We start from the raw sequence: 19,179 nt of genomic DNA, 5'->3' as shown, positions 1-19,179 counted from the left end.
AATAATAATAGTTAGATCAGGGCGGAGGTTTGTGAGAGCAAGCCTCCGTTTTGATGCCTTACGCCCGGATTCCGAATATTATTATTCCCAAAACAACTCAAAATCAAAACTATTTCCTATTTTTGCGATCAGATAAAGAATCTGATATGACTCTTAAAACATCGCCATACGATCAGTTGACCCGGGAAGAATTAATACGATTACTGCAAGCCAGAGATAATGAACCTGATAATGCCCAGGTTCGCATATCATCCGAAACGCCAGCCATCAAACGTATTATTTCCGAAGTCCTGGTTATCCTTTTCAACGAAGAAAACAAGCCTATCGAAAAAGCAATGAACCTGTTGCTGGACTATTTCAATGCGGATTGGGGCTACGTCGCCATCTTCGAGGAAGACGGATTGACAGCCCATTTCACATGCGAAGTGATGAGCTCATGGGTAAAAGTCCCGAAAGACAACCGCGACAAGCTGACATACGACACGATCCCGTGGATTATCGACACCGTCAAATCCAAACGCGACATCGTGCTGGGCGACATTGCCGAACTGCCCGCCGAAGCAAATACAGACAAAGTCCTGCTGTCCGCGCAGCAATTGAAATCCATGCTGATCATTCCGCTTACCTTCCATAATAAAGTACAGGGATTCATCGGCTTCGACTCGATCCGGACGCACCGTTTCTGGACGGCTGCAGAGGTAGAAGACATGCATATCACCGCCGGCATCTTCTCCATCATTATCGAACGTTGGCAGACCAATAATAATCTGGAAGAGTCAAGAAAGCGTATCTCCAAGCTGAGCACAAAGTTCCAGCAGTTTTTCAATAACCTGCCGATCGGAGTCGAACTATACGATGCCGAAGGCAACCTGATCGATATAAACGATGCCGACACTAAAATCTTCGGCAGTTCCCGCGAACAGTTGTTAGGAGTCAACCTGTTCAAGAATCCGGCCGTTCCGGAGAAAATTCTTAATCAGATCAAAAGAAAGAAAGCATTCAGCTTTCCCCTCACCTACGATTTCAATTGCATACGCGATTCCCGGTATTACAACACCTGCTTCTCCGGTCAGATCAAATACCTGATGGTGAAAGGGATCGGATTGAACGACCGGGAGTTCGGGCATATCGGTTACTTGCTGATCATATCCGACGAGACGGAAAAACAGGAGAAGGAGGAACAGACACAAAACAATCTGGCGATCCTCAAAGCCGTCCTCTTGTCCGGGCACTCTCTTATTGCCGAATATGATATCGAAAAGAAAGAACTGTTTGTCAATCCGCTCCTGAACGAGACGCCGGAAGACAACAAGTTGTTTAACTACCTGAGAGACAATAAGCACATGACGCTCGAAGGCGTACAACAGATTGTCCGTTCGGCCGACAATGTCAACCAGCTTTTCCAGGTGATAGAAGGCAAGCTGGATCATTGCAGCTTCGAATGCCGCACCGCCATCGAAAACGAAACGATCTGGATCCGCATCAACGCGCAGGCTTATAAGGCGAAAGGAAGCAAGCGGCAGAACAAAATGATCTGCCATGTCACTAATATCACCGAAGAAAAGTTGTTGGAAGAGAAACTGCATCATGCGGAATACGAAACCCGGCAGTCGGAACTGGAGATACAGAAGGTACGCGAGGCGGACAAGTTGAAATCAGCCTTCCTTGCCAATATGAGCCACGAGATCCGGACACCGCTCAACGCCATTATCGGATTTTCCAATATCCTCGCCGAGAGTGACGACAAAGAGGAAAAAGAGGAATTTGTCAGCATCATCAACAAGAACAGCGACCTGCTCTTGCGCTTGATTACCGATATCCTGGACTTTTCCAAAATAGAAGCGGGTATCTTAGATTACTCGCTTGCCGACGCCAGCCTGAAAGATATCTTCCATGAACAGTATCAGGTACACGCGTTGAAAATGCCTGAAAAGGTTTCCCTGATCTGCGACTTCGATGCTTTGCCGGACATCATCGTCCATACCGATCCGAAGCGGGTCACACAGGTGATTTCGAACCTGATCTCGAACGCTGCCAAGTTTACGGAGGAGGGAAGCATAAGGATTGCTTACCGCATCGTGGAAGGGTATGTGTTGATTGAAGTAATCGATACGGGCATCGGAATATCGCTCCAGCATCAACAGACGATCTTCGATCGTTTCGTGAAAGTCAACTCGTTCAAGCAGGGAACGGGCTTAGGCCTGACAATCTGCAAAACCATCATCGAAGCCCTCAACGGGACAATCGGTGTCGATTCGAAGCCGGGAGAAGGCGCACGGTTCTGGTTTACGCTCCCTTACAACGGATAGCCTCTCGCGTTTGCAGCAGGACGGAAAGCAAAATCAATCCCAATCCGGCATAGAAAGCAAGGTTCAACTCTTTCGCCTCGCCGAAAAAGAGCATGGCCAGGATAATGCTATAGACAGGCTCCAGGTTATAACTCAGATTCACGGTGAATGCGGATACCTGTTTCAAGACTTGTATCTGCAAGAGATACAGCCCGATCGTGCAAACCAGCGAAAGCAACAACAGATAGAGGAAATTAGTCATCCCCGGCAAGATCGTCTCCACCGGAAAGAAATGCAAATAAAACGGCAGCAAACAAGTCAGTCCTAAAAAGCCGCCAACCATTTCGTAAAGCAACATCATGCTGGAGGCGTGCCGTACGCCCACTTTCTTGTTCGTGATGGTGAAAAGGGCCGCCAGCGCCGAAGATATCACGCCTATGATGATTCCCGTCCGGTAACGCGTGTCGAACTGGAAGATCAAAACGATGCCGCACACGGTCACCATACTGAACAAAAGCTCTTTTGCCGATACCCGCCGCCCGATAATCAGTGGCTCCAATAAGGCCGTGAAGAAGCCGACCAGCGAAAAGCAAACCACTCCGATCGAGACATTCGCCGCCTTGATGCTTCCATAGAAGAATACCCAGTGAAGCCCTAACAGCAGCCCGGTTCCTGCTATTTTCAGCACTTCGCGAAAGGAAGTCCGCTTCAACTTCCCGCTTCCCCAAAGGATCAGAAAGAGCATAACGGCAGCAAAAAGCATGCGATACCAGACGAGCAATCCCTCATTGAGTGTGATCAACTTCCCGAACAAGCCGGTAAAGCCTGCTAAAAGAATCGAAATATGTAGTTTTATGAATGCTTCTTTCATCTTCCCGCCATTATTCCGCAAAGATACGTTTTTCCCCTGAAAGGCATTCTTCTGACCGTCCATAACCGGGGCAACCGGCCTAAAATATTTCCTTGTATAAAGGCTTATTTATCTGTTACTTTTGGCTTGATCCAAAAGTAACCAAAAGATCAAGATTATTCTGTTACTTTTCTCTTGAAAGAAAAGTAACCAAAAGTTCAAGGCTTAACCGTCCGGTCTACTCCGGGCAAAGGCTCCGCTGTCGCCTGCGAAACTCGCTTCGCTCAGACAGCGCAGGCTCCTGCCGCTTCGCCTTCACCCTCCGCTTGACGCCCGTCCGCTTAGGCCTTTCTCTTGGGATTGCCGATACCGCCTCTTATATAGGTATCAGTATCAGCAATCCCCAAAGCCCCCTCAACCTCTCTTTTGCCGTCTGTTTCAGCAGACGGTTTAAAAGATTTAGAGCAAAGCCTCTTCCTCTGTGGACTTCAGTCCCTTTCATCTATTGTATTAAAAGGGGTTAAAACCCACAGAGGAACCGGCAAAGCCGGAATAATCATCTATCCGTCTGCTGAAGCAGACGGCAAAAGAGAACTTGCGGCACGAGGCTTGCTCACTTGATGCGCAAAGAAACAGGCGGTATCGGCAATCCCCAAAGAGCCATCCGGCTCTATTTCCGGCCTAAGCTGGTGAGCGTTAAGCGGAGAGACCGCAGTGAGCGTCCGGAGCGTCTGCTGTCCCAAGCGAAGCGAGTTTCAGACGCGACAGCGAACGAAGGGAACGAAGTAGCGAAGCAGGTTCGGCCTTGACTTTTTGGTTACTTTTGGGTCAAGCCAAAAGTAACAGATAAATCAGCATTTATGTCTCTGCCAAATTATGGAGCGATTGCCCTGGTCCATAACTATGCCGATCGCGTTTCCTTAGCGGGGAACTACAGTTCCCTCGGCAGGAAACCGGCGTTCCCTCGGCAGGAAACCGGCGTTCCCTCGGCAGGAAACCGGCGTTCCCTCGGCAGGAAACCGGCGTTCCCTCGGCAGGAAACCGGCGTTCCCTCGGCAGGAAACCGGCGTTCCCTCGGCAGGAAACCGGCGTTCCCTCGGCAGGAAACCGGCGTTCCCTCGGCAGGAAACCGGCGTTCCCTCGGCAGGAAACCGGCGTTCCCTCGGCAGGAAACTGCAATATGCTATACAATAAGCGTTTGCAAACATTATCAGTAGCGGAAACTTCCGCCTCCCAAAAACTCGCGTAAAAGGGAAGTGCCAGGAAGCCCGACGTCGGGTATATAATTAAAGTAGCGGAGGAAACGGAGCAAACGGTACGCCTCGGCATTTTCCGGATCGCATTCGCGCACTTCGCCCAGGATAGGTTCGGCAAACTTGCGCAGGGCGGCCAGCTCGTACAACATGGCGCTGTTGAACATCGCGTCCGCATTTTCCTGGTACGGGAATATCCATTTGTCCTCGCCCCGGCGCACGCTGGGCCAGCGGGCGATCGTGTCGCGGGCGGAATATCCGCGGAACCGGTAATCACGGATGATGCGGCGCAAGAGGCGGTTATCGGTCGTCGGAATCCAGTTATGATTGTCAAGCGAGATGGAAGTCAATACAGATACATATATCTGATATTTATAGCGATCCTCGATCATGGAGGTCAGTTCGGGGTTCAGGGCGTGGATGCCTTCTATCACCAGGACGGAGTTTTTCTGCATCTTCAGTTTCTTCCCTTTGAAAACGCGGCGGCCTGTTTCGAAATTAAAGCTCGGCACTTCGATCTCTTCGCCTGAAAGCAGCTTCTGCAATTCGCTGTTGAAATAAGGCAGGTCGAGCGCATACAGCGACTCGAAGTCATATTCGCCGGATTCGTCCTTCGGCGTATCTTCACGGTTCAGGAAGTAATCGTCCAATGAAAGTCCGACCGGATGGATCAGGTTCGTAATCAGCTGAATCTCCAATCGTTTGCAGAAAGTCGTTTTTCCCGAAGAGGACGGTCCGGAAATCAACACGATACGGATGCCGTTGTCGTAGCGGGCGGCAATCTCCTCTGCGATCTTGGCTACCTGCTTTTCCTGCATGGCTTCGGAGACCATGACGACTTCGGACGCCATGTCTTTCTCGATCGCCCGGTTGAGGTCTCCGACGTTATCCAGCCCGACTGTGCGTTGCAAGGTCAGGTGTTCCTTATAGACCTGAAACATTTTATCCTGTCGGATGACCGGTTCCAACTCCGTCGGATTCTTCCTTTGAGGCACGCGCAGCAACACGCCGTCGAAATAGGGAACCAGGTCGAAATCCTGGATATAGCCGGTGGAAGGAGTCAGGCAACCATAGAAATAATTGATGTAGCCGTCCAATTCATAATAAGAGGTATAAGGCATGCCAGCGCTTTCGATCAGGCGCGCCTTGTCGTTCATGCCTCTTTCACGGAACAGGACGGCAGCATCGACCGTGCGGATCGTCTTCAAATGGAAAGGAAGGTCGGCGTCGATGATTTCACGCATCCGCTTCTTGATTTTGCCGATCGTCTCCTCGTCTATGTCTTTGCCGTTGTGGATAACGCAATAGTAGCCTTTCGAGATGGGATGCTCCAGGTTCAGAGTGGCCGAAGGCAACACATCGTTTACCGCTTTCGAGAAAATATGACAGAGCGAACGGACATACGTCCGCATTCCCGAAAGCTCGGAATAGTCGACATATTCAACATCTTTCGGATGCCAGCAGCGGAAGGTCAGCCCTTCTGTTTTATTATTTACCTGCGCATTCATCGGGCGTAACCGGAGCGGTGCGCCAACCAGCGAATAGATCTCCAACAACGAAGAGCCGATCGGCACTTCTCTATAAGTATTGTTATTTTTGCAATAAATTGTAATAGTTTCAGACATGGTATATCAGTTATTATTTATACTTTTGTCCCCTAAAGTTAGGAATATTAATCGGATATACATCCACTTAAACGTATTTTAAATGGACTATTCATTTTTTGATTTTCTACGCCTTATAGGTTCCTTGGGTTTGTTCCTATACGGTATGAAGATCATGAGCGAAGGTTTGCAGAAGTTTGCGGGTGACAGTTTACGCAAGATTCTAACGGCCATGACGACTAACAGGGTTACCGGGGTTTTCACCGGGGTTTTGATTACGGCCCTGATCCAATCATCTTCCGCCACCACAGTCATGGTGGTCAGTTTCGTAAACGCCGGTCTGCTCACTCTTACCCAATCCATCGGAGTCATAATGGGAGCCAATATCGGTACGACTGTTACCGCCTGGTTGATCTCGGCTCTCGGTTTTAAAGTCGACATTGCGGCTTTCGCCCTTCCTCTTCTCGCCTTCGGTATTCCACTTCTTTTTTCCGGGAAAAGCTCCCGCAAATCGATCGGAGAATTCATATTCGGTTTCTCTTTCCTCTTTATGGGGCTTCAAGCCCTGAAAGCCAATGCTCCGGATCTTGGGGCCAACCCGGAGATGCTTGCCTTCGTGCAGAACTATGCCGACATGGGCTTCTTCTCCATCATCCTGTTCCTGTTTATCGGGGCTATCCTGACCATGATCGTGCAGGCTTCGGCTGCAACGATGGCTATCACGTTGATTATGTGTGCCAACGGATGGATCGACTATCAATTGGGTGTGGCACTCGTATTGGGTGAGAATATAGGAACGACGATCACGGCCAACTTGGCGGCTTTGACCGGTAATACGCAAGCCAGGCGGGCGGCTTTGGCGCACCTTGTCTTTAATATATTCGGCGTGATCTGGGTACTGATTCTGTTCTATCCGTTCACCAATGCCGTTTCCTGGTTCGTCACGAACGTGATGCGCATTTCCGATCCGTCGGTGGCAGTCTCTTTCAAGCTGGCTGCTTTCCATACGGCTTTCAATATCAGTAATACATTTATAATGATCTGGTTTGTCGGCCTGATCGAGAAAACGGTTCGGTTCCTTATCAAAGGCAAGAAGGAGGAAGACGAAGAGTATCGTTTGCGTTATATTACGGGGGGTATGCTGTCGACTGCCGAACTTTCGATCTTGCAGGCGCATAAGGAGATCACGTTGTTTGCCGAGCGTACCGGCCGTATGCTGGATATGGTGAAAGAGCTGTTCTACGAGAAGAACGAGGATGCATTCCTGAAAACCTACAGCCGTGTCGAGAAATACGAAAGCATCAGCGACCGGATGGAGATCGAGATCGCCAACTATCTGACTTGCGTGGCTGAAGGCCGCTTGAGTTCGGAAGGTAAGGAAGAAATCCGCATCATGCTGCGTGCCGTATCGGAGATCGAAAGCATTGCTGACTCCTGCAATAATATGGCGCGGAGCATCAAACGCCGCAACGAGTTTAAATCGATATTCACAGACGAACAGAACCACAATGTGGACCAGATGTTGGCGCTTACGGAGAAAGCTTTGCATCGCATGATCGAGATCCTGAAGAAGACGGAACTTGTACGCGACGATGTCAACCCGTCTTACAACATCGAAAACGAAATAAACAATTACCGCAACCAGTTGAAGATCCACAATGTGGAAGACATCAACAACAAGAAATACCAGTACCAGGACGGTGTCTACTACATGGATATCATTGGCGAAGCCGAAAAGTTAGGCGACTATGTGCTGAATGTGGTACAGGCGGTTATCGAGAAGAAGATTTAATTTTGCCAGGGGATTAATCCCCCGGCAAATGAATCACAGCGTCACACCGGATTTGAAGATTGCAATCTCCCTGTAGCCATTCTTTTCATTGTTAGTCGGGCTGCCGCTTGCTACATCGATGATAAACCGGATAAAACATTCACAAAGTTCCTCCATGCTTTTACCCTCCAAGAGGGAGCCGGCATTGAAGTCGATCCAGTTCGGTTTGCGGGCATATAGATTGCTGTTGGTCGAAACTTTGACCGTCGGGACAAACGTTCCGAACGGAGTTCCTCTGCCGGTCGTGAACAAAACCAGATGGCAACCGGAACTGGCAAGGGCCGTACTGGCAACCAGGTCGTTTCCGGGAGCACTCAACAAATTCAGCCCCTTTGTCTTTAGCCGTTCGCCATAAAGCATGACATCCCGCACAACCGAAGTGCCCGCTTTTTGCGTACAACCCAGTGATTTTTCTTCCAGGGTGGAAATGCCTCCCGCTTTATTACCCGGAGAAGGATTCTCGTAAATCGGCTGCTTGTTCTCTATGAAATAGGATTTGAAGTCGTTAATCAGATGAACGGTCTTCTCAAAGACAGCTTTCGATTCGCTCCGGTTCATCAGGATCGTCTCGGCGCCGAACATCTCCGGGACTTCGGTCAGAACCGTCGTTCCTCCCTGTGCCACTAAAAAGTCGGAAAAGACACCCAGCAGCGGATTGGCCGTAATGCCGGAAAAGCCGTCCGATCCTCCGCATTTCAATCCTACACGCAATTCACTTAAAGGAATTTCCGTCCGCCTGTCCTGCGAAGCAATCGCATAGAGTTCACGCAATAGTTCCATTCCCGTTTCCAGTTCATCGTCCACCTTCTGTGTTTCCATAAAGCGGATGCGTTCCGTATCGTAATCGCCAAGCATTTCCCGGAAAGCGCCGACCTGGTTGTTTTCGCAGCCTAACCCGACAACAAAGACAGCGCCGGCATTCGGATGCAGAACCATATCCCGTAAAATCTTCCGGGTATTCTCATGGTCGTCTCCCAGTTGGGAACAGCCATAATTATGAGGGAATGCGACGATCGCATCGACCCCGGCGGCTTGTGTTTCCTGCCGCAATTTGTCTGCCAGCCGATGCGTGATACCGTTGACGCAACCGACAGTCGGAATCACCCATATCTCGTTCCGGATTCCCACTTCTCCATTCTTGCGGCGATATCCTTTAAAGGAAAGCGACCTTGCGGATGGCTGTTCCGGAATAGGCTGCGGATTGAATTCATATTCCCGTAACCCTTCCAGATTGGTCTTGATATTCTTTTCGTTCACCCAACTTCCGGCAGTTATCGCTTCACGGGCATGTCCGATGGGAGCGCCATATTTAATGATAGGGTCTCCTTCTCTAAAGTCCTGTAAGGCTACTTTGTGTCCTGCAGGGATATCCTGCAGGATAACAATTGTTTTGCCGTTGATATCCAAAGATGCACCGGCCTGTAAATCCTTTACGGCGACGACGACATTGTCCGCCGGATTTATTTGTATATAAGTCCGCATCAGCAAATTTCTTTAACGACATTAAGCATTCCTTTTTCTTCAATGGCATCCAGGAAACCTTTTACCATACCGGTCAATCCCGGAATACGGTTCAGGTCTTCTCCCCAAATGGAAGTCGCCGCCAATACGCCTTCGGCGACCTGCTTTGTCGAACCGGTAGCCCAAAGGTTCTGTAACAGTTGAAGGATTTCGGCGGAATCATTCGGTTCGGATTTCGTTCCATCGGTACGCACATATCCTTTATAATAGGTAATAATGGCAGCCAGCCCTAATACCAGCCCTTTTGGCAACTCGCCTTTCCGTTCCAGATAGACTTTCAAGCCCGGCAGGTCGCGTGTTTCATACTTGGGGAATGAGTTCAGCATGATGGAAACGACCGAATGGTCGACGAACGGGTTGTTAAAACGCTCCATGACGTCATTGCCGAACTGCACCAGTTCTTCTTTCGGCAGATTCAGCGTTTCCAGCAATTCCCCGAACATCACCTTGTGGATATATTTTCCCAGTACCTCGTGCTGGCAGGCATCCCGCACGATATTCACCCCGGAAAGCCAGGAAACGGGAGCCAAAACCGTATGAGGGCCGTTCAAAAGGGTCACCTTCCGCTGGTGGTAAGGCTCCTCGCTCGGAACAAACAGCACATTCAAGCCTGCCTTGTCTGCCGGAAACTCTTTGGCAACTGATTCGGGCGCTTCGATTACCCATAAATGGAATATCTCCGCCTGCACGACCAGATTGTCGTTATATTGCAGTTTCTCTTTGATCGAATCGATCTCTTTACGCGGGAATCCCGGAACAATACGGTCGACCAGCGTCGCATATACACCGCAGCAGTCCATAAACCAGGCTTTGAAACCATCTCCTAATTGCCATAAATCGATATACTGGAAAATGATTTCTTTCAGTTTATGCCCGTTCAGGAAGATCAATTCGCACGGAAAGATAATCAAGCCTTTGTCTTTGTCTCCGTTAAATGTCTTGTAGCGGTGATAAAGCAATTGTGTCAGCTTGCCCGGATAGGAAGAGGCAGGCGCGTCTTCCAGCTTGCAGGCCGGATCGAAGGCGATCCCTGCTTCCGTCGTATTTGAAATGACGAAACGCATCTCCGGCTGTTCCGCCAGTTTCATGAAAGCGGAAAAGTCCGCATAAGGATTCAACGCACGGCTTATCACATCGATCCGGGTAAGGCTGTCAACCTTCTCGCCTTTGTCCAACCCCTGAAGATTGACATGGTACAAGCAATCCTGTGCGTTCAACATGTCGACCATTCCCCGGTCGATGGGCTGGACCACCACGACACTGCTGTTAAAACCAACCTTCTCATTCATTTTCTGGATAATCCAATCCACAAACGCACGAAGGAAATTACCTTCACCGAACTGGATGATCCGTTCCGGATACAGCACTTTGCCGGCAGTTTTTTCATTCAACTCTCTCATTTTAATCTTAATTTAAAATCTGTTCATTAATGGCAATTAGAGCCGATTATATAAATTCGGGCTCTAATTTAAAGGAAATCTCGGATTTATTTAGTATGTTTGCATAAAACTTATCCATAACTGGCAAGAACAGGCTTTATTTATACCATGAAACATTTTCTTATTAACACATCTGTTTTACTATCTATTTTAATTATGACGACATCCTGCTTACCTAAAGTCGAAATGATTCCAGCAGAGTTGGCTTATCAGGCTGAAGCGACTACTGGAGAAGGCTCTATCTGGCATCCCGAACGTCACACCTTATTCTGGGTGGACATTGAAGGACAAACATTATACGAATATCATCCCGATACAAAAGAATGCAGTTCCTGGAAATTCGACCGTATGGTATCGACGGTGGTTCCTGAAACGGACAGCACGGTTATCATAGCCTTGCAAAACGAAATTGTACGGGTGAACCTGCATGACGGGCATACCACTTCCATCGCTCCGATACCTGATGAAAACGGTAAAGTGCGTTGTAACGACGGCAAATGCGATCCTGCCGGACATTTGTGGATCGGGACGATGGGGTTCGGGGCGCCTAAAGATGCCGGGGCCTTATATACTGTTTCGCCCGCCGGGACCGTTACCACGAAATTGAAAAAGGTCACGATCTCGAACGGGATCGTCTGGTCGTCCAATAAGAAGTTCATGTACTACAACGATACGCCGACCGGCAAGATAGCCCGCTACCGCTACGATGCCGACAACGGGGATATCCTGTTCGACGGCATAGCCGTTACCTTGCCCGATGGAACAGGAGCGCCTGATGGTATGGCAATCGATAGCGACGACCACCTCTGGGTTGCCCAGTGGGGAGGTTATGGTGTTTACTGCTACAATCCTTACACAGGAGAGTTGCTGGCAAAAGTGGAAGTTCCGGCTCCTAATGTCGCTTCCTGCGCTTTCGGAGGTAATAAAATGGATACGCTTTATATAACAACGGCTCGTGCCGGCTTGTCCGAAGAGCAACTCCGGAAATACCCGCTAAGCGGCAGTGTGTTTTGCTGCAAGCCGGGTGTTAAAGGAATAAGGGTCAACAGTTTCGGAGAATAAAATCTCCCGAAGATTATTTATCACAAATGTAAACAGCTTCTCAAAATTTATTGTTTACTTTGTAAAACATTGAAAAAGAAATATGACTAAGAATAAATCTGAAAAGAAAAGTAATAAACCGGGGAAGAAGAAAAACACTTCCAGAGGCGAAAACAAACGGATGAAAAAAGAGGCTATGATCAATGCCATCATCGACGTTTTCAAGTCTTCTCCCAAAGAACCTTTTAACTATCGACAAATCAGCAGTATGATAGGAGTAACCAATCAGGTGCAGAAGTTGCAGGTGGTGGATATCCTGTATGATCTCTCTTCCGACAACTTCATTTCCGAGATAGACCGGGGACGCTACCGCTATAACGATTGGGGAACAACTGCTGTCGGGACCTTTATGCGCCGTCAGAATGGCAAGAACTCTTTTATTCCCGAAGATGGCGGGACGCCGATCTTCGTGGCAGAGCGAAACTCGGCACATGCGCTTAACGGCGATAAGGTAAAAATACAGCTTCATGCCAAGAGAAAAGGAGCAGACCCGGAAGGCGAAGTTATTGAAATACTGGAAAGCCAGCGACGCTCGATCACCGGAAAGCTACAGGTGACCAAAGGTTTCGCGTTCCTTATTACGGAAGACAAGACGCTTGCAAACGACATCTTTATTCCGAAAGACAAACTGAAAGGCGGCAAGACTGGCGACAAAGCGATCGTCCATATCACCGAATGGCCGGAAGAAGCCAAGAATCCGTTAGGTGAGGTGATCGATATCTTAGGTACTGCCGGTGACAACAATGCGGAGATGAACGCTATCCTGGCTGAGTTCAACCTACCGTATAAATATCCGGCCAACGTCGAGAAGGCCGCGGAAAAAATATCGGAAGCAATCCCTGAAGAGGAAATTGCCAAGCGTGAAGATTACCGTGGCATCACGACTTTCACGATCGACCCGAAAGATGCCAAGGATTTCGATGATGCCCTTTCCGCCCGTAAACTGGACAATGGCAATTGGGAAATTGGCGTTCATATCGCCGATGTGACCCACTACGTTAAGCCGGAAAGCCTGATTGACCGGGAGGCTTTCAGTCGTGCGACATCTGTTTATCTCGTGGACCGCACCATCCCGATGTTGCCGGAACGCTTGTGCAATCAGATCTGTTCGCTCCGGCCGGATGAAGAGAAACTCTGTTTTTCCGCAATTTTCGAGTTGAATAAGGAGGCCGAAGTCCAAGAGTCCCATATCACCCGTACCATTATCAAGAGCGACCGCCGCTTCACTTACGAAGAAGCTCAGGCTGTCATCGAAACAGGGGAAGGTGATTATAAAGAAGAAATCCTGGCGCTTAACAGCCTGGCACAAAAACTGCGCGACCGGCGTTTCAAAGACGGGGCAATCGCTTTCGACCGTTACGAAGTCAAATTCGACATAGACGAGAGCGGTAAACCGTTGGGAACTTATATCAAAGAATCGAAGGAAGCCAATAAACTGATCGAAGAATTCATGCTATTGGCAAACCGTACGGTAGCCGAGTTCGTCGGAAAGGGTAAGAATAAGACAAAGAAAACATTCGTCTATCGTATTCATGAACAGCCGGATCCTGAGAAACTAAGAGTCTTCTCCGCATTCATCAGCCGCTTCGGTTACAAGATGCGTACGGAAGGGACGAAAACGGATATCTCTAAAGGCATCAACAAACTGTTGGGCAGCGTACAGGGTAAACCGGAAGAAAACCTGGTGGAGACTCTGGCTATCCGCTCCATGCAGAAAGCCCACTATACGACGGATAATATCGGTCACTATGGGTTGGCAATGGACTATTATACCCACTTCACTTCTCCCATCCGCCGTTATCCGGATATGATGGTGCACCGTTTGCTGGAACGCTATCTGGCAGGTGGCCGTAGTGTGATAAAGAAGAAGTATGAGGAGTATTGTGTGCATTGCTCCGAGATGGAAATGGTGGCCGCAAATGCTGAACGTTCTTCCATCAAGTACAAGCAGGTCGAGTTTATGAAAGATAAATTGGGACAGGTATTCGACGGTACTGTATCCGGTGTCGCCGAATGGGGATTGTACGTGGAGCTGAATGATAACAAATGTGAAGGGCTTGTTCCGATCCGCGACCTCGATGATGACTACTACGAGTTTGACGACAAGAACTACTGCCTGCTCGGTCGCAAGACGAAGCGTATTTACCGGTTAGGGGATGCCATCACGGTAAAAGTGGCACAAGCTAACCTGGAAAGGAAGCAGCTGGACTTTGCACTTGTGTAACGAACTGAATATTGAGGATTGAAAATTATCCGGATTATATAAAACGGCTGGTAGCCGGATAATTTTCAATTCTCAATTCCAAAAGATAAGTCCTGTCACTCCGCAGGCAATCAATCCCAATCCTAAAAGGGCATAGAAGATACGGGCGCCTTTACGTCCCAGCCATCTGACAAAGGTCATGGCTCCGCTGGTCTGGAAATACCAGTCGAGATTCAGGATCGCAGCAATAATGGAGAATATCCCTAATGCGATAAAGAGTATCAGGATAAAATATTCGGTAGGTTCCATCTTATTTCACTTCTACGGTGCGGGAACCGTCCGGGTTCTCTGTAATGGCAACTTCCACAACGTCACCCGGCAATAATTCTTCGATCTTTTCCGGCCATTCGATAAAGCAGAGAGCGCCGCTATAGAAGTAGTCTTCCGTGCCTATATCTTCCGCTTCACTTAGTTTGTTGATGCGGTAAAAGTCAAAATGATAGATCAGTTCACCGGTCTCGTCGCTACGATATTCGTTGATAATGGCGAACGTTGGGCTGTTAATGACATCCTCCACGCCTAACTCTTCGCAGATAGCCTTGATAAAAGTAGTCTTCCCGGCTCCCATATTGCCCCGGAAAGCGAAAACGGTACGGTCGTCCATCCCGGCAATAAACTCTTTTGCGGCTTGGCGGATCGTATCTAAACTTTCGATTTTAATTGTATTCATAATTGTTTAATAAATTGACAATTGAAGTTCCGGTTGCAAAGTTAAAACAATTGTCAATTGTCAATTGTCAATTATCAATTATTTTACTGTCATCGTGATAAAAGGAATCAGCATTTCCTCCATCGAAATGCCACCGTGCTGGAATGTGTTCTTATAATAGGAAACGTAATAATTGTAGTTGTTCGGATAAGCAAAGAAATCGTTGTTCATCGCAAAGATATATTTGCTGCTCAGGTTCGGGGATGGTAACCCCGCTTTGTCGGGAAAACGGATGTCAAACACGTCTTTCGGATTATAATTCAAGTTCTTGCCTACCTTATAGCGCAGGTTGGTGTTTGTATTCTTATCGCCTATCACCTTCTGCGGGTTATCGACGCGGATCGTACCGTGGTCGGTCGTGACGATCACTTTATACCCTTTTCCGGCAATGCGCTTGAAAAGTTCCAGCGTACCCGAATGTTGGAACCAGGAGCGTGTCAGGCTGCGATATGCCGCTTCGCTCTGTGCCAGTTCGCGGATCATCTTGTTTTCGGTACGGGCATGGGACAGCATATCGACAAAGTTCAGTACCACCACATTCAACTGGTTATGAAGCAGGGAAGGAACGATATTCAGCAATTTGTCGTTATATTGCGAATCATGTACCTTATGATAGGAGAAAGTATATTTCTTGCGGAACCGTTCGATCTGCGTCTGGATAAGCGGCGCTTCGTTCAGGTTTTTGCCCTCCTCGCTGTCCTCGTCTACCCAAAGTTCCGGAAACATCTTTTCGATCTGCAAGGGCATCAGCCCGGAGAAGATCGAGTTGCGGGCATACTGTGTGGCGGTCGGAAGGATGCTGTAGTACAGGCTTTCGTCGAACGTATAATATTCGGCAAGCAAATCTTTTACTTCGCGCCATTGGTCGAGGCGGAAATTGTCGATCAGGATGAAAAAGACCTTTTCTCCATTGTCGAGCATCGGGAATACTTTCTTTTTAAACAAATCCGGGCTCATCAACGGGCGGATTTCGGGATTCTGAATCCAGTCCACATAATTCTTTTTGACAAATTTACCGAATGCATTGTTTGCCTCCTGTTTCTGCATGCGGAGCATGTCGGTCATCGGAACCTGGCTGTTTTCCAGTTCGATTTCCCAATAGACGAGCTTCTTGTACACCTCCATCCAGTCGTCGGTCGTCAGCGAATCGTTGATCTGCATGCCGATACGCCCGAACTCCTGCTGATAGCCGACTGTCGTCGTCTCGGATATGATTACATTCTTATGGACATTCTTCTTGATAGACAAAAGCAACTGGTTCGGATTGACCGGTTTGATCAGGTAATCGGCGATCTTGTTGCCGATAGCCTGGTTCATGATGCTCTCCTCCTCGCTTTTGGTAACCATGACGACAGGGACATCGGGATTGATCGCCTTGATCTGCGCCAATGTTTCCAATCCGGTCAGCCCCGGCATATTTTCGTCCAGGAAAATAATGTCGAACGACTCTTCCTTACAGCATTCGATGGCATCCTGCCCGCTGATTACCGGAATCACCTCATATCCCTTGTCCTGCAGGAAAAGGATGTGCGGCTTTAACAAATCTATCTCATCGTCTGCCCAAAGCACTCTGTCTTTCTTTGCTGCCATAGTTTTATCTTTCTTTTTTGAAAATGAACAAACCGGGTTCATCCCTACAAATGTATGATATTATAACGATATACCCCTTTATTTTGTATGTTCTTCCCTCATTTTTTAGGCTCTTTTGTATTACCTTTGTATAATATAAACGAGTTAACTATACACGTATGAGACTATCCGTATTTGCCCTGATCTGCCTGCTTCTTACTGCATGTGCCACACAGGAAAAAGGCCGTGAGAGAATATCTTTCAACAAGGAATGGCGCTTTGCTCTGACTGAAAAACAAGCCAATGCCTCCGCACCCGGTACGGATGACAGCGATTGGCGGGTCCTGAACCTGCCTCACGACTGGAGCATCGAGGCGGATTTCTCCCTCGATAACCCGGCGACTCCCGGCGGCGGTGCGCTGCCGGGTGGAACGGGGTGGTACCGGAAACATTTCAAACTGCCTGAAAGCGACAAGGGAAAAGTGATCTATATTGATTTCGACGGCGTTTACCGGAACAGTAAAGTCTGGCTGAACGGACATTTGTTAGGTTTCCGCCCCAACGGGTATGTTTCGTTCCGTTATGACCTGACACCGTATCTGAATTATGGTAAGGAGGAGAATGTTTTGGTTGTCCAGGCCGATAACAGCGAGCAGCCTAATTCCCGTTGGTATTCGGGTTCCGGCATTTACCGGAATGTATGGTTGGTGAAAACCGGACAAGTCCATGTGGATAATTGGGGGACAAACATCACAACTCCGGTCATTAATGCGGACAAGAGCACGGTCGAAATTGAAACGACCTTGAAAAACGATGCATCGGATGTGACCGTGGAAGTTTCTACCCTGATACAAGACAAGGAAGGAAAGACCCTCTACCGGATATCTTCCCCGGCCGAGATAGCCGCAGGAGGAAAGAAAATCGTTACACACACGATAGAAATGTTCTATCCGGAACTATGGAGCGTCCGGAATCCTTATCTGTACACCGCCATAACCGAGGTGAAAGTCGACAATAAAGTGACGGACCGCTATCAAACCACATTCGGCATACGCAAATTCGATTGGGACGAGCATACGGGATTCTCCCTGAACGGGGAACCGACCAAAATATTAGGTGTCTGCCTGCATCATGACCTGGGATGCCTCGGTAGCGCGATCAATCCGAGGGCGCTCGAACGTCAACTGCAAATGATGAAAGACATGGGGGCCAATGCCGTCCGCACCAGCCATAACCCGCCGGCACCCGAGCTGCTCGACATCTGTGACCGGATCGGATTGCTGGTACAGGACGAGGCTTTCGACATGTGGCGGAAACGGAAATCACCGTACGACTATGCCCAATATTTTGACGAATGGCATGAAAAGGACTTGACAGACCAGATCCTGCGCGACCGTAACCATCCGTCCGTCTTTATGTGGAGCATCGGAAACGAAGTGCTGGAGCAATGGCAACATGCCGATGCCGACACACTCAGCCTTGAAGCCGCCAACCTGATCCTCAATGCAGGCCATCCGGTGGATGACAAGATCTTGTCTGATACCGCCATGAGCGTACAGGGATTGATCGCCCATTCGCTGGCGGCAATCGTCAAGCGCCTGGATAAGACGCGCCCTGTCACTGCTGCCAATAATGAAGCGACACCTGGTAACCTGATCTTCCGTTCGAATGCGTTGGATGTATTGGGATTCAACTATCACGAAAAGAATTACGAGCCGTTCCCGCAGAACTTTCCGGGCAAGACGTTAATCGTCAGTGAGTCTACTTCCGCCCTGATGACACGCGGTTACTACCAGATGCCATCCGATTCGATGTATGTCTGGCCGAACACCTGGCGGGAACGCTTCGATCGTCCCGAACACCTTTGCTCGGCTTATGACAACTGCCATGTACCTTGGGGTTCGACCCACGAGGTGACTTGGCGGGAGGTCAAGCGGCTGCCTTATGTTTCAGGTCTGTTTATCTGGACGGGCTTCGATTATCTGGGCGAACCGACACCTTACTGGTGGCCGAGCCGTAGCAGTTTCTTCGGTATTGTCGACTTGGCAGGTATTCCGAAAGATGTCTATTATATGTACCAGAGCGAATGGACCGACACGCCGGTTCTTCACCTTTTCCCGCACTGGAACTGGAAAAAGGGAGAGACTGTCGATATCTGGGCCTACTATAACCAGGCGGATGAAGTGGAGCTTTTCCTGAACGGCGAGAGCCTGGGTGTCAAAAGCAAGCCGGACGATGCTTTCCATGTCTGCTGGCGTGTTCCTTTTACACCGGGTACGTTGAAAGCCGTTTCCCGTAAGGACGGCAAGGAAGTGCTTGCACGTGAAATCCGTACAGCCGGCGAGCCTGCCCGGATCATGCTGATTCCCGATCGTTCCGCCTTGCACGCCGATGGCACGGATCTTTCATTCGTGACCGTGGAAATACAGGATAAAGACGGAAACTTAGTGCCGGATGCCGACAACCTGCTTCGTTTTACGGTTGAGGGGGATGGCTTTATTGCCGGAACAGATAACGGAGATCAGAATGATCCCGTCAGCCTCAAGAAACCGGAACGTCACGCTTTCTACGGAAAAGCAATGGCGGTCGTACAAAACACGGGCAAGGCAGGAACCATCCGGTTGAAAGCTACGGCGGAAGGCCTGCCGGATGCAATCGTGGAAATAAAGGTAGGAGAATAAGAGGAAAACAGGGATTGGTTACATACCCTGTTATTGCGGAATCCTCTGTCACTCTATCACACTTTACCAT

At 48.9% G+C, this 19,179-nt stretch carries 14 protein-coding genes; 5 read left to right on the top strand and 9 right to left on the bottom strand.

Features of this window, described 5'->3' with window-relative positions; all coding sequences use genetic code 11:
- Positions 1 to 146 precede the first annotated feature (146 nt).
- Positions 147 to 2,309: a sensor histidine kinase gene (locus H8S65_RS08480; protein WP_186929557.1), complete on the top strand. Its 2,163-nt coding sequence runs from the start codon at positions 147 to 149 to the stop codon at positions 2,307 to 2,309.
- Here H8S65_RS08480 and H8S65_RS08475 read toward each other — a convergent pair.
- From H8S65_RS08475 to H8S65_RS08460, 4 genes are all read right to left on the bottom strand, one after another.
- Entirely contained in the window at positions 2,287 to 3,159 is an 873-nt protein-coding gene (locus tag H8S65_RS08475) for a DMT family transporter (protein WP_186929556.1), read from the bottom strand. The two genes, H8S65_RS08480 and H8S65_RS08475, sit on opposite strands and share 23 nt — an antisense overlap.
- Positions 3,160 to 3,698: 539 nt before the next feature.
- Positions 3,699 to 3,881 carry a hypothetical protein gene (locus H8S65_RS08470; protein WP_186929555.1) on the bottom strand — a complete coding sequence of 61 codons (183 nt, stop codon included), beginning with the start codon at positions 3,879 to 3,881 and terminating at the stop codon, positions 3,699 to 3,701.
- Between the two features lie 177 nt (positions 3,882 to 4,058).
- The gene (locus tag H8S65_RS08465) at positions 4,059 to 4,346 is read right to left on the bottom strand and encodes a hypothetical protein (RefSeq protein WP_186929554.1); all 288 of its coding nucleotides are present in this window, start codon (positions 4,344 to 4,346) and stop codon (positions 4,059 to 4,061) included.
- Positions 4,347 to 4,348: 2 nt separating this feature from the next.
- Complete coding sequence (locus H8S65_RS08460; RefSeq protein ID WP_186929553.1) at positions 4,349 to 6,016, bottom strand: nucleoside kinase; 1,668 nt, start codon at positions 6,014 to 6,016, stop codon at positions 4,349 to 4,351.
- An 82-nt stretch (positions 6,017 to 6,098) separates the two neighbouring features.
- Here H8S65_RS08460 and H8S65_RS08455 point away from each other — a divergent pair, with 82 nt between their 5' ends.
- Positions 6,099 to 7,787: a Na/Pi cotransporter family protein gene (locus H8S65_RS08455; RefSeq protein WP_186929552.1), complete on the top strand. Its 1,689-nt coding sequence runs from the start codon at positions 6,099 to 6,101 to the stop codon at positions 7,785 to 7,787.
- Between the two features lie 33 nt (positions 7,788 to 7,820).
- Here the strand turns inward: H8S65_RS08455 and H8S65_RS08450 are convergent, their stop codons facing one another.
- Both H8S65_RS08450 and H8S65_RS08445 read right to left on the bottom strand, forming a co-directional pair.
- Positions 7,821 to 9,308, bottom strand: coding sequence for a UxaA family hydrolase (locus tag H8S65_RS08450; RefSeq protein WP_186929551.1), 1,488 nt, complete (start codon positions 9,306 to 9,308; stop codon positions 7,821 to 7,823).
- Positions 9,308 to 10,747, bottom strand: a complete 1,440-nt coding sequence (locus H8S65_RS08445; protein WP_186929550.1) for a tagaturonate reductase — start codon at positions 10,745 to 10,747, stop codon at positions 9,308 to 9,310. The genes H8S65_RS08450 and H8S65_RS08445 overlap by 1 nt, the downstream gene beginning before the upstream one ends.
- A gap of 195 nt (positions 10,748 to 10,942) precedes the next feature.
- Between H8S65_RS08445 and H8S65_RS08440 the strand changes: the two genes are divergently transcribed.
- Positions 10,943 to 11,848 (top strand): SMP-30/gluconolactonase/LRE family protein, encoded by a 906-nt coding sequence (locus tag H8S65_RS08440; RefSeq protein ID WP_186929549.1) that lies wholly within the window; start codon positions 10,943 to 10,945, stop codon positions 11,846 to 11,848.
- Positions 11,849 to 11,930: 82 nt separating this feature from the next.
- Complete coding sequence (gene rnr / locus H8S65_RS08435) at positions 11,931 to 14,111, top strand: ribonuclease R (RefSeq protein WP_186929548.1); 2,181 nt, start codon at positions 11,931 to 11,933, stop codon at positions 14,109 to 14,111.
- Between the two features lie 72 nt (positions 14,112 to 14,183).
- Here rnr and H8S65_RS08430 read toward each other — a convergent pair whose 3' ends face one another.
- From H8S65_RS08430 to porX, 3 genes are all read right to left on the bottom strand, one after another.
- On the bottom strand, positions 14,184 to 14,399 hold the full coding sequence (locus tag H8S65_RS08430) for an immunity 17 family protein (RefSeq protein WP_186929547.1): 216 nt from the start codon (positions 14,397 to 14,399) through the stop codon (positions 14,184 to 14,186).
- A gap of 1 nt (position 14,400) precedes the next feature.
- Positions 14,401 to 14,820, bottom strand: coding sequence for a tRNA (adenosine(37)-N6)-threonylcarbamoyltransferase complex ATPase subunit type 1 TsaE (gene tsaE / locus H8S65_RS08425; protein WP_186929546.1), 420 nt, complete (start codon positions 14,818 to 14,820; stop codon positions 14,401 to 14,403).
- A gap of 78 nt (positions 14,821 to 14,898) precedes the next feature.
- A complete protein-coding gene (gene porX, locus H8S65_RS08420) occupies positions 14,899 to 16,449 on the bottom strand; it encodes a T9SS response regulator signal transducer PorX (protein ID WP_186929545.1) in 1,551 nt (516 codons plus the stop codon).
- A gap of 158 nt (positions 16,450 to 16,607) precedes the next feature.
- On the opposite strand from porX, the gene H8S65_RS08415 reads away from it, so the two are divergent.
- Positions 16,608 to 19,109 carry a glycoside hydrolase family 2 TIM barrel-domain containing protein gene (locus tag H8S65_RS08415; protein WP_186929544.1) on the top strand — a complete coding sequence of 834 codons (2,502 nt, stop codon included), beginning with the start codon at positions 16,608 to 16,610 and terminating at the stop codon, positions 19,107 to 19,109.
- Positions 19,110 to 19,179 lie beyond the last annotated feature (70 nt).

The sequence above is a fragment of the Parabacteroides hominis genome (assembly GCF_014287585.1).
Classification (GTDB): domain Bacteria; phylum Bacteroidota; class Bacteroidia; order Bacteroidales; family Tannerellaceae; genus Parabacteroides; species Parabacteroides hominis.
The sequence above is the reverse complement of the archived record's forward strand: the minus strand, read 5'-3'. Positions and strand labels throughout refer to the sequence as shown.

Coding starts and splice junctions, on each gene's coding strand:
- H8S65_RS08480 (WP_186929557.1), top strand. CDS start 147: ATGACTCTTAAAACATCGCCATACGATCAGTTGACCCGGGAAGAATTA.
- H8S65_RS08475 (WP_186929556.1), bottom strand. CDS start 3,159: ATGAAAGAAGCATTCATAAAACTACATATTTCGATTCTTTTAGCAGGC.
- H8S65_RS08465 (WP_186929554.1), bottom strand. CDS start 4,346: ATGTTTGCAAACGCTTATTGTATAGCATATTGCAGTTTCCTGCCGAGG.
- H8S65_RS08460 (WP_186929553.1), bottom strand. CDS start 6,016: ATGTCTGAAACTATTACAATTTATTGCAAAAATAACAATACTTATAGA.
- H8S65_RS08455 (WP_186929552.1), top strand. CDS start 6,099: ATGGACTATTCATTTTTTGATTTTCTACGCCTTATAGGTTCCTTGGGT.
- H8S65_RS08450 (WP_186929551.1), bottom strand. CDS start 9,308: ATGCGGACTTATATACAAATAAATCCGGCGGACAATGTCGTCGTCGCC.
- H8S65_RS08445 (WP_186929550.1), bottom strand. CDS start 10,747: ATGAGAGAGTTGAATGAAAAAACTGCCGGCAAAGTGCTGTATCCGGAA.
- H8S65_RS08440 (WP_186929549.1), top strand. CDS start 10,943: ATGACGACATCCTGCTTACCTAAAGTCGAAATGATTCCAGCAGAGTTG.
- rnr (WP_186929548.1), top strand. CDS start 11,931: ATGACTAAGAATAAATCTGAAAAGAAAAGTAATAAACCGGGGAAGAAG.
- H8S65_RS08430 (WP_186929547.1), bottom strand. CDS start 14,399: ATGGAACCTACCGAATATTTTATCCTGATACTCTTTATCGCATTAGGG.
- tsaE (WP_186929546.1), bottom strand. CDS start 14,820: ATGAATACAATTAAAATCGAAAGTTTAGATACGATCCGCCAAGCCGCA.
- porX (WP_186929545.1), bottom strand. CDS start 16,449: ATGGCAGCAAAGAAAGACAGAGTGCTTTGGGCAGACGATGAGATAGAT.
- H8S65_RS08415 (WP_186929544.1), top strand. CDS start 16,608: ATGAGACTATCCGTATTTGCCCTGATCTGCCTGCTTCTTACTGCATGT.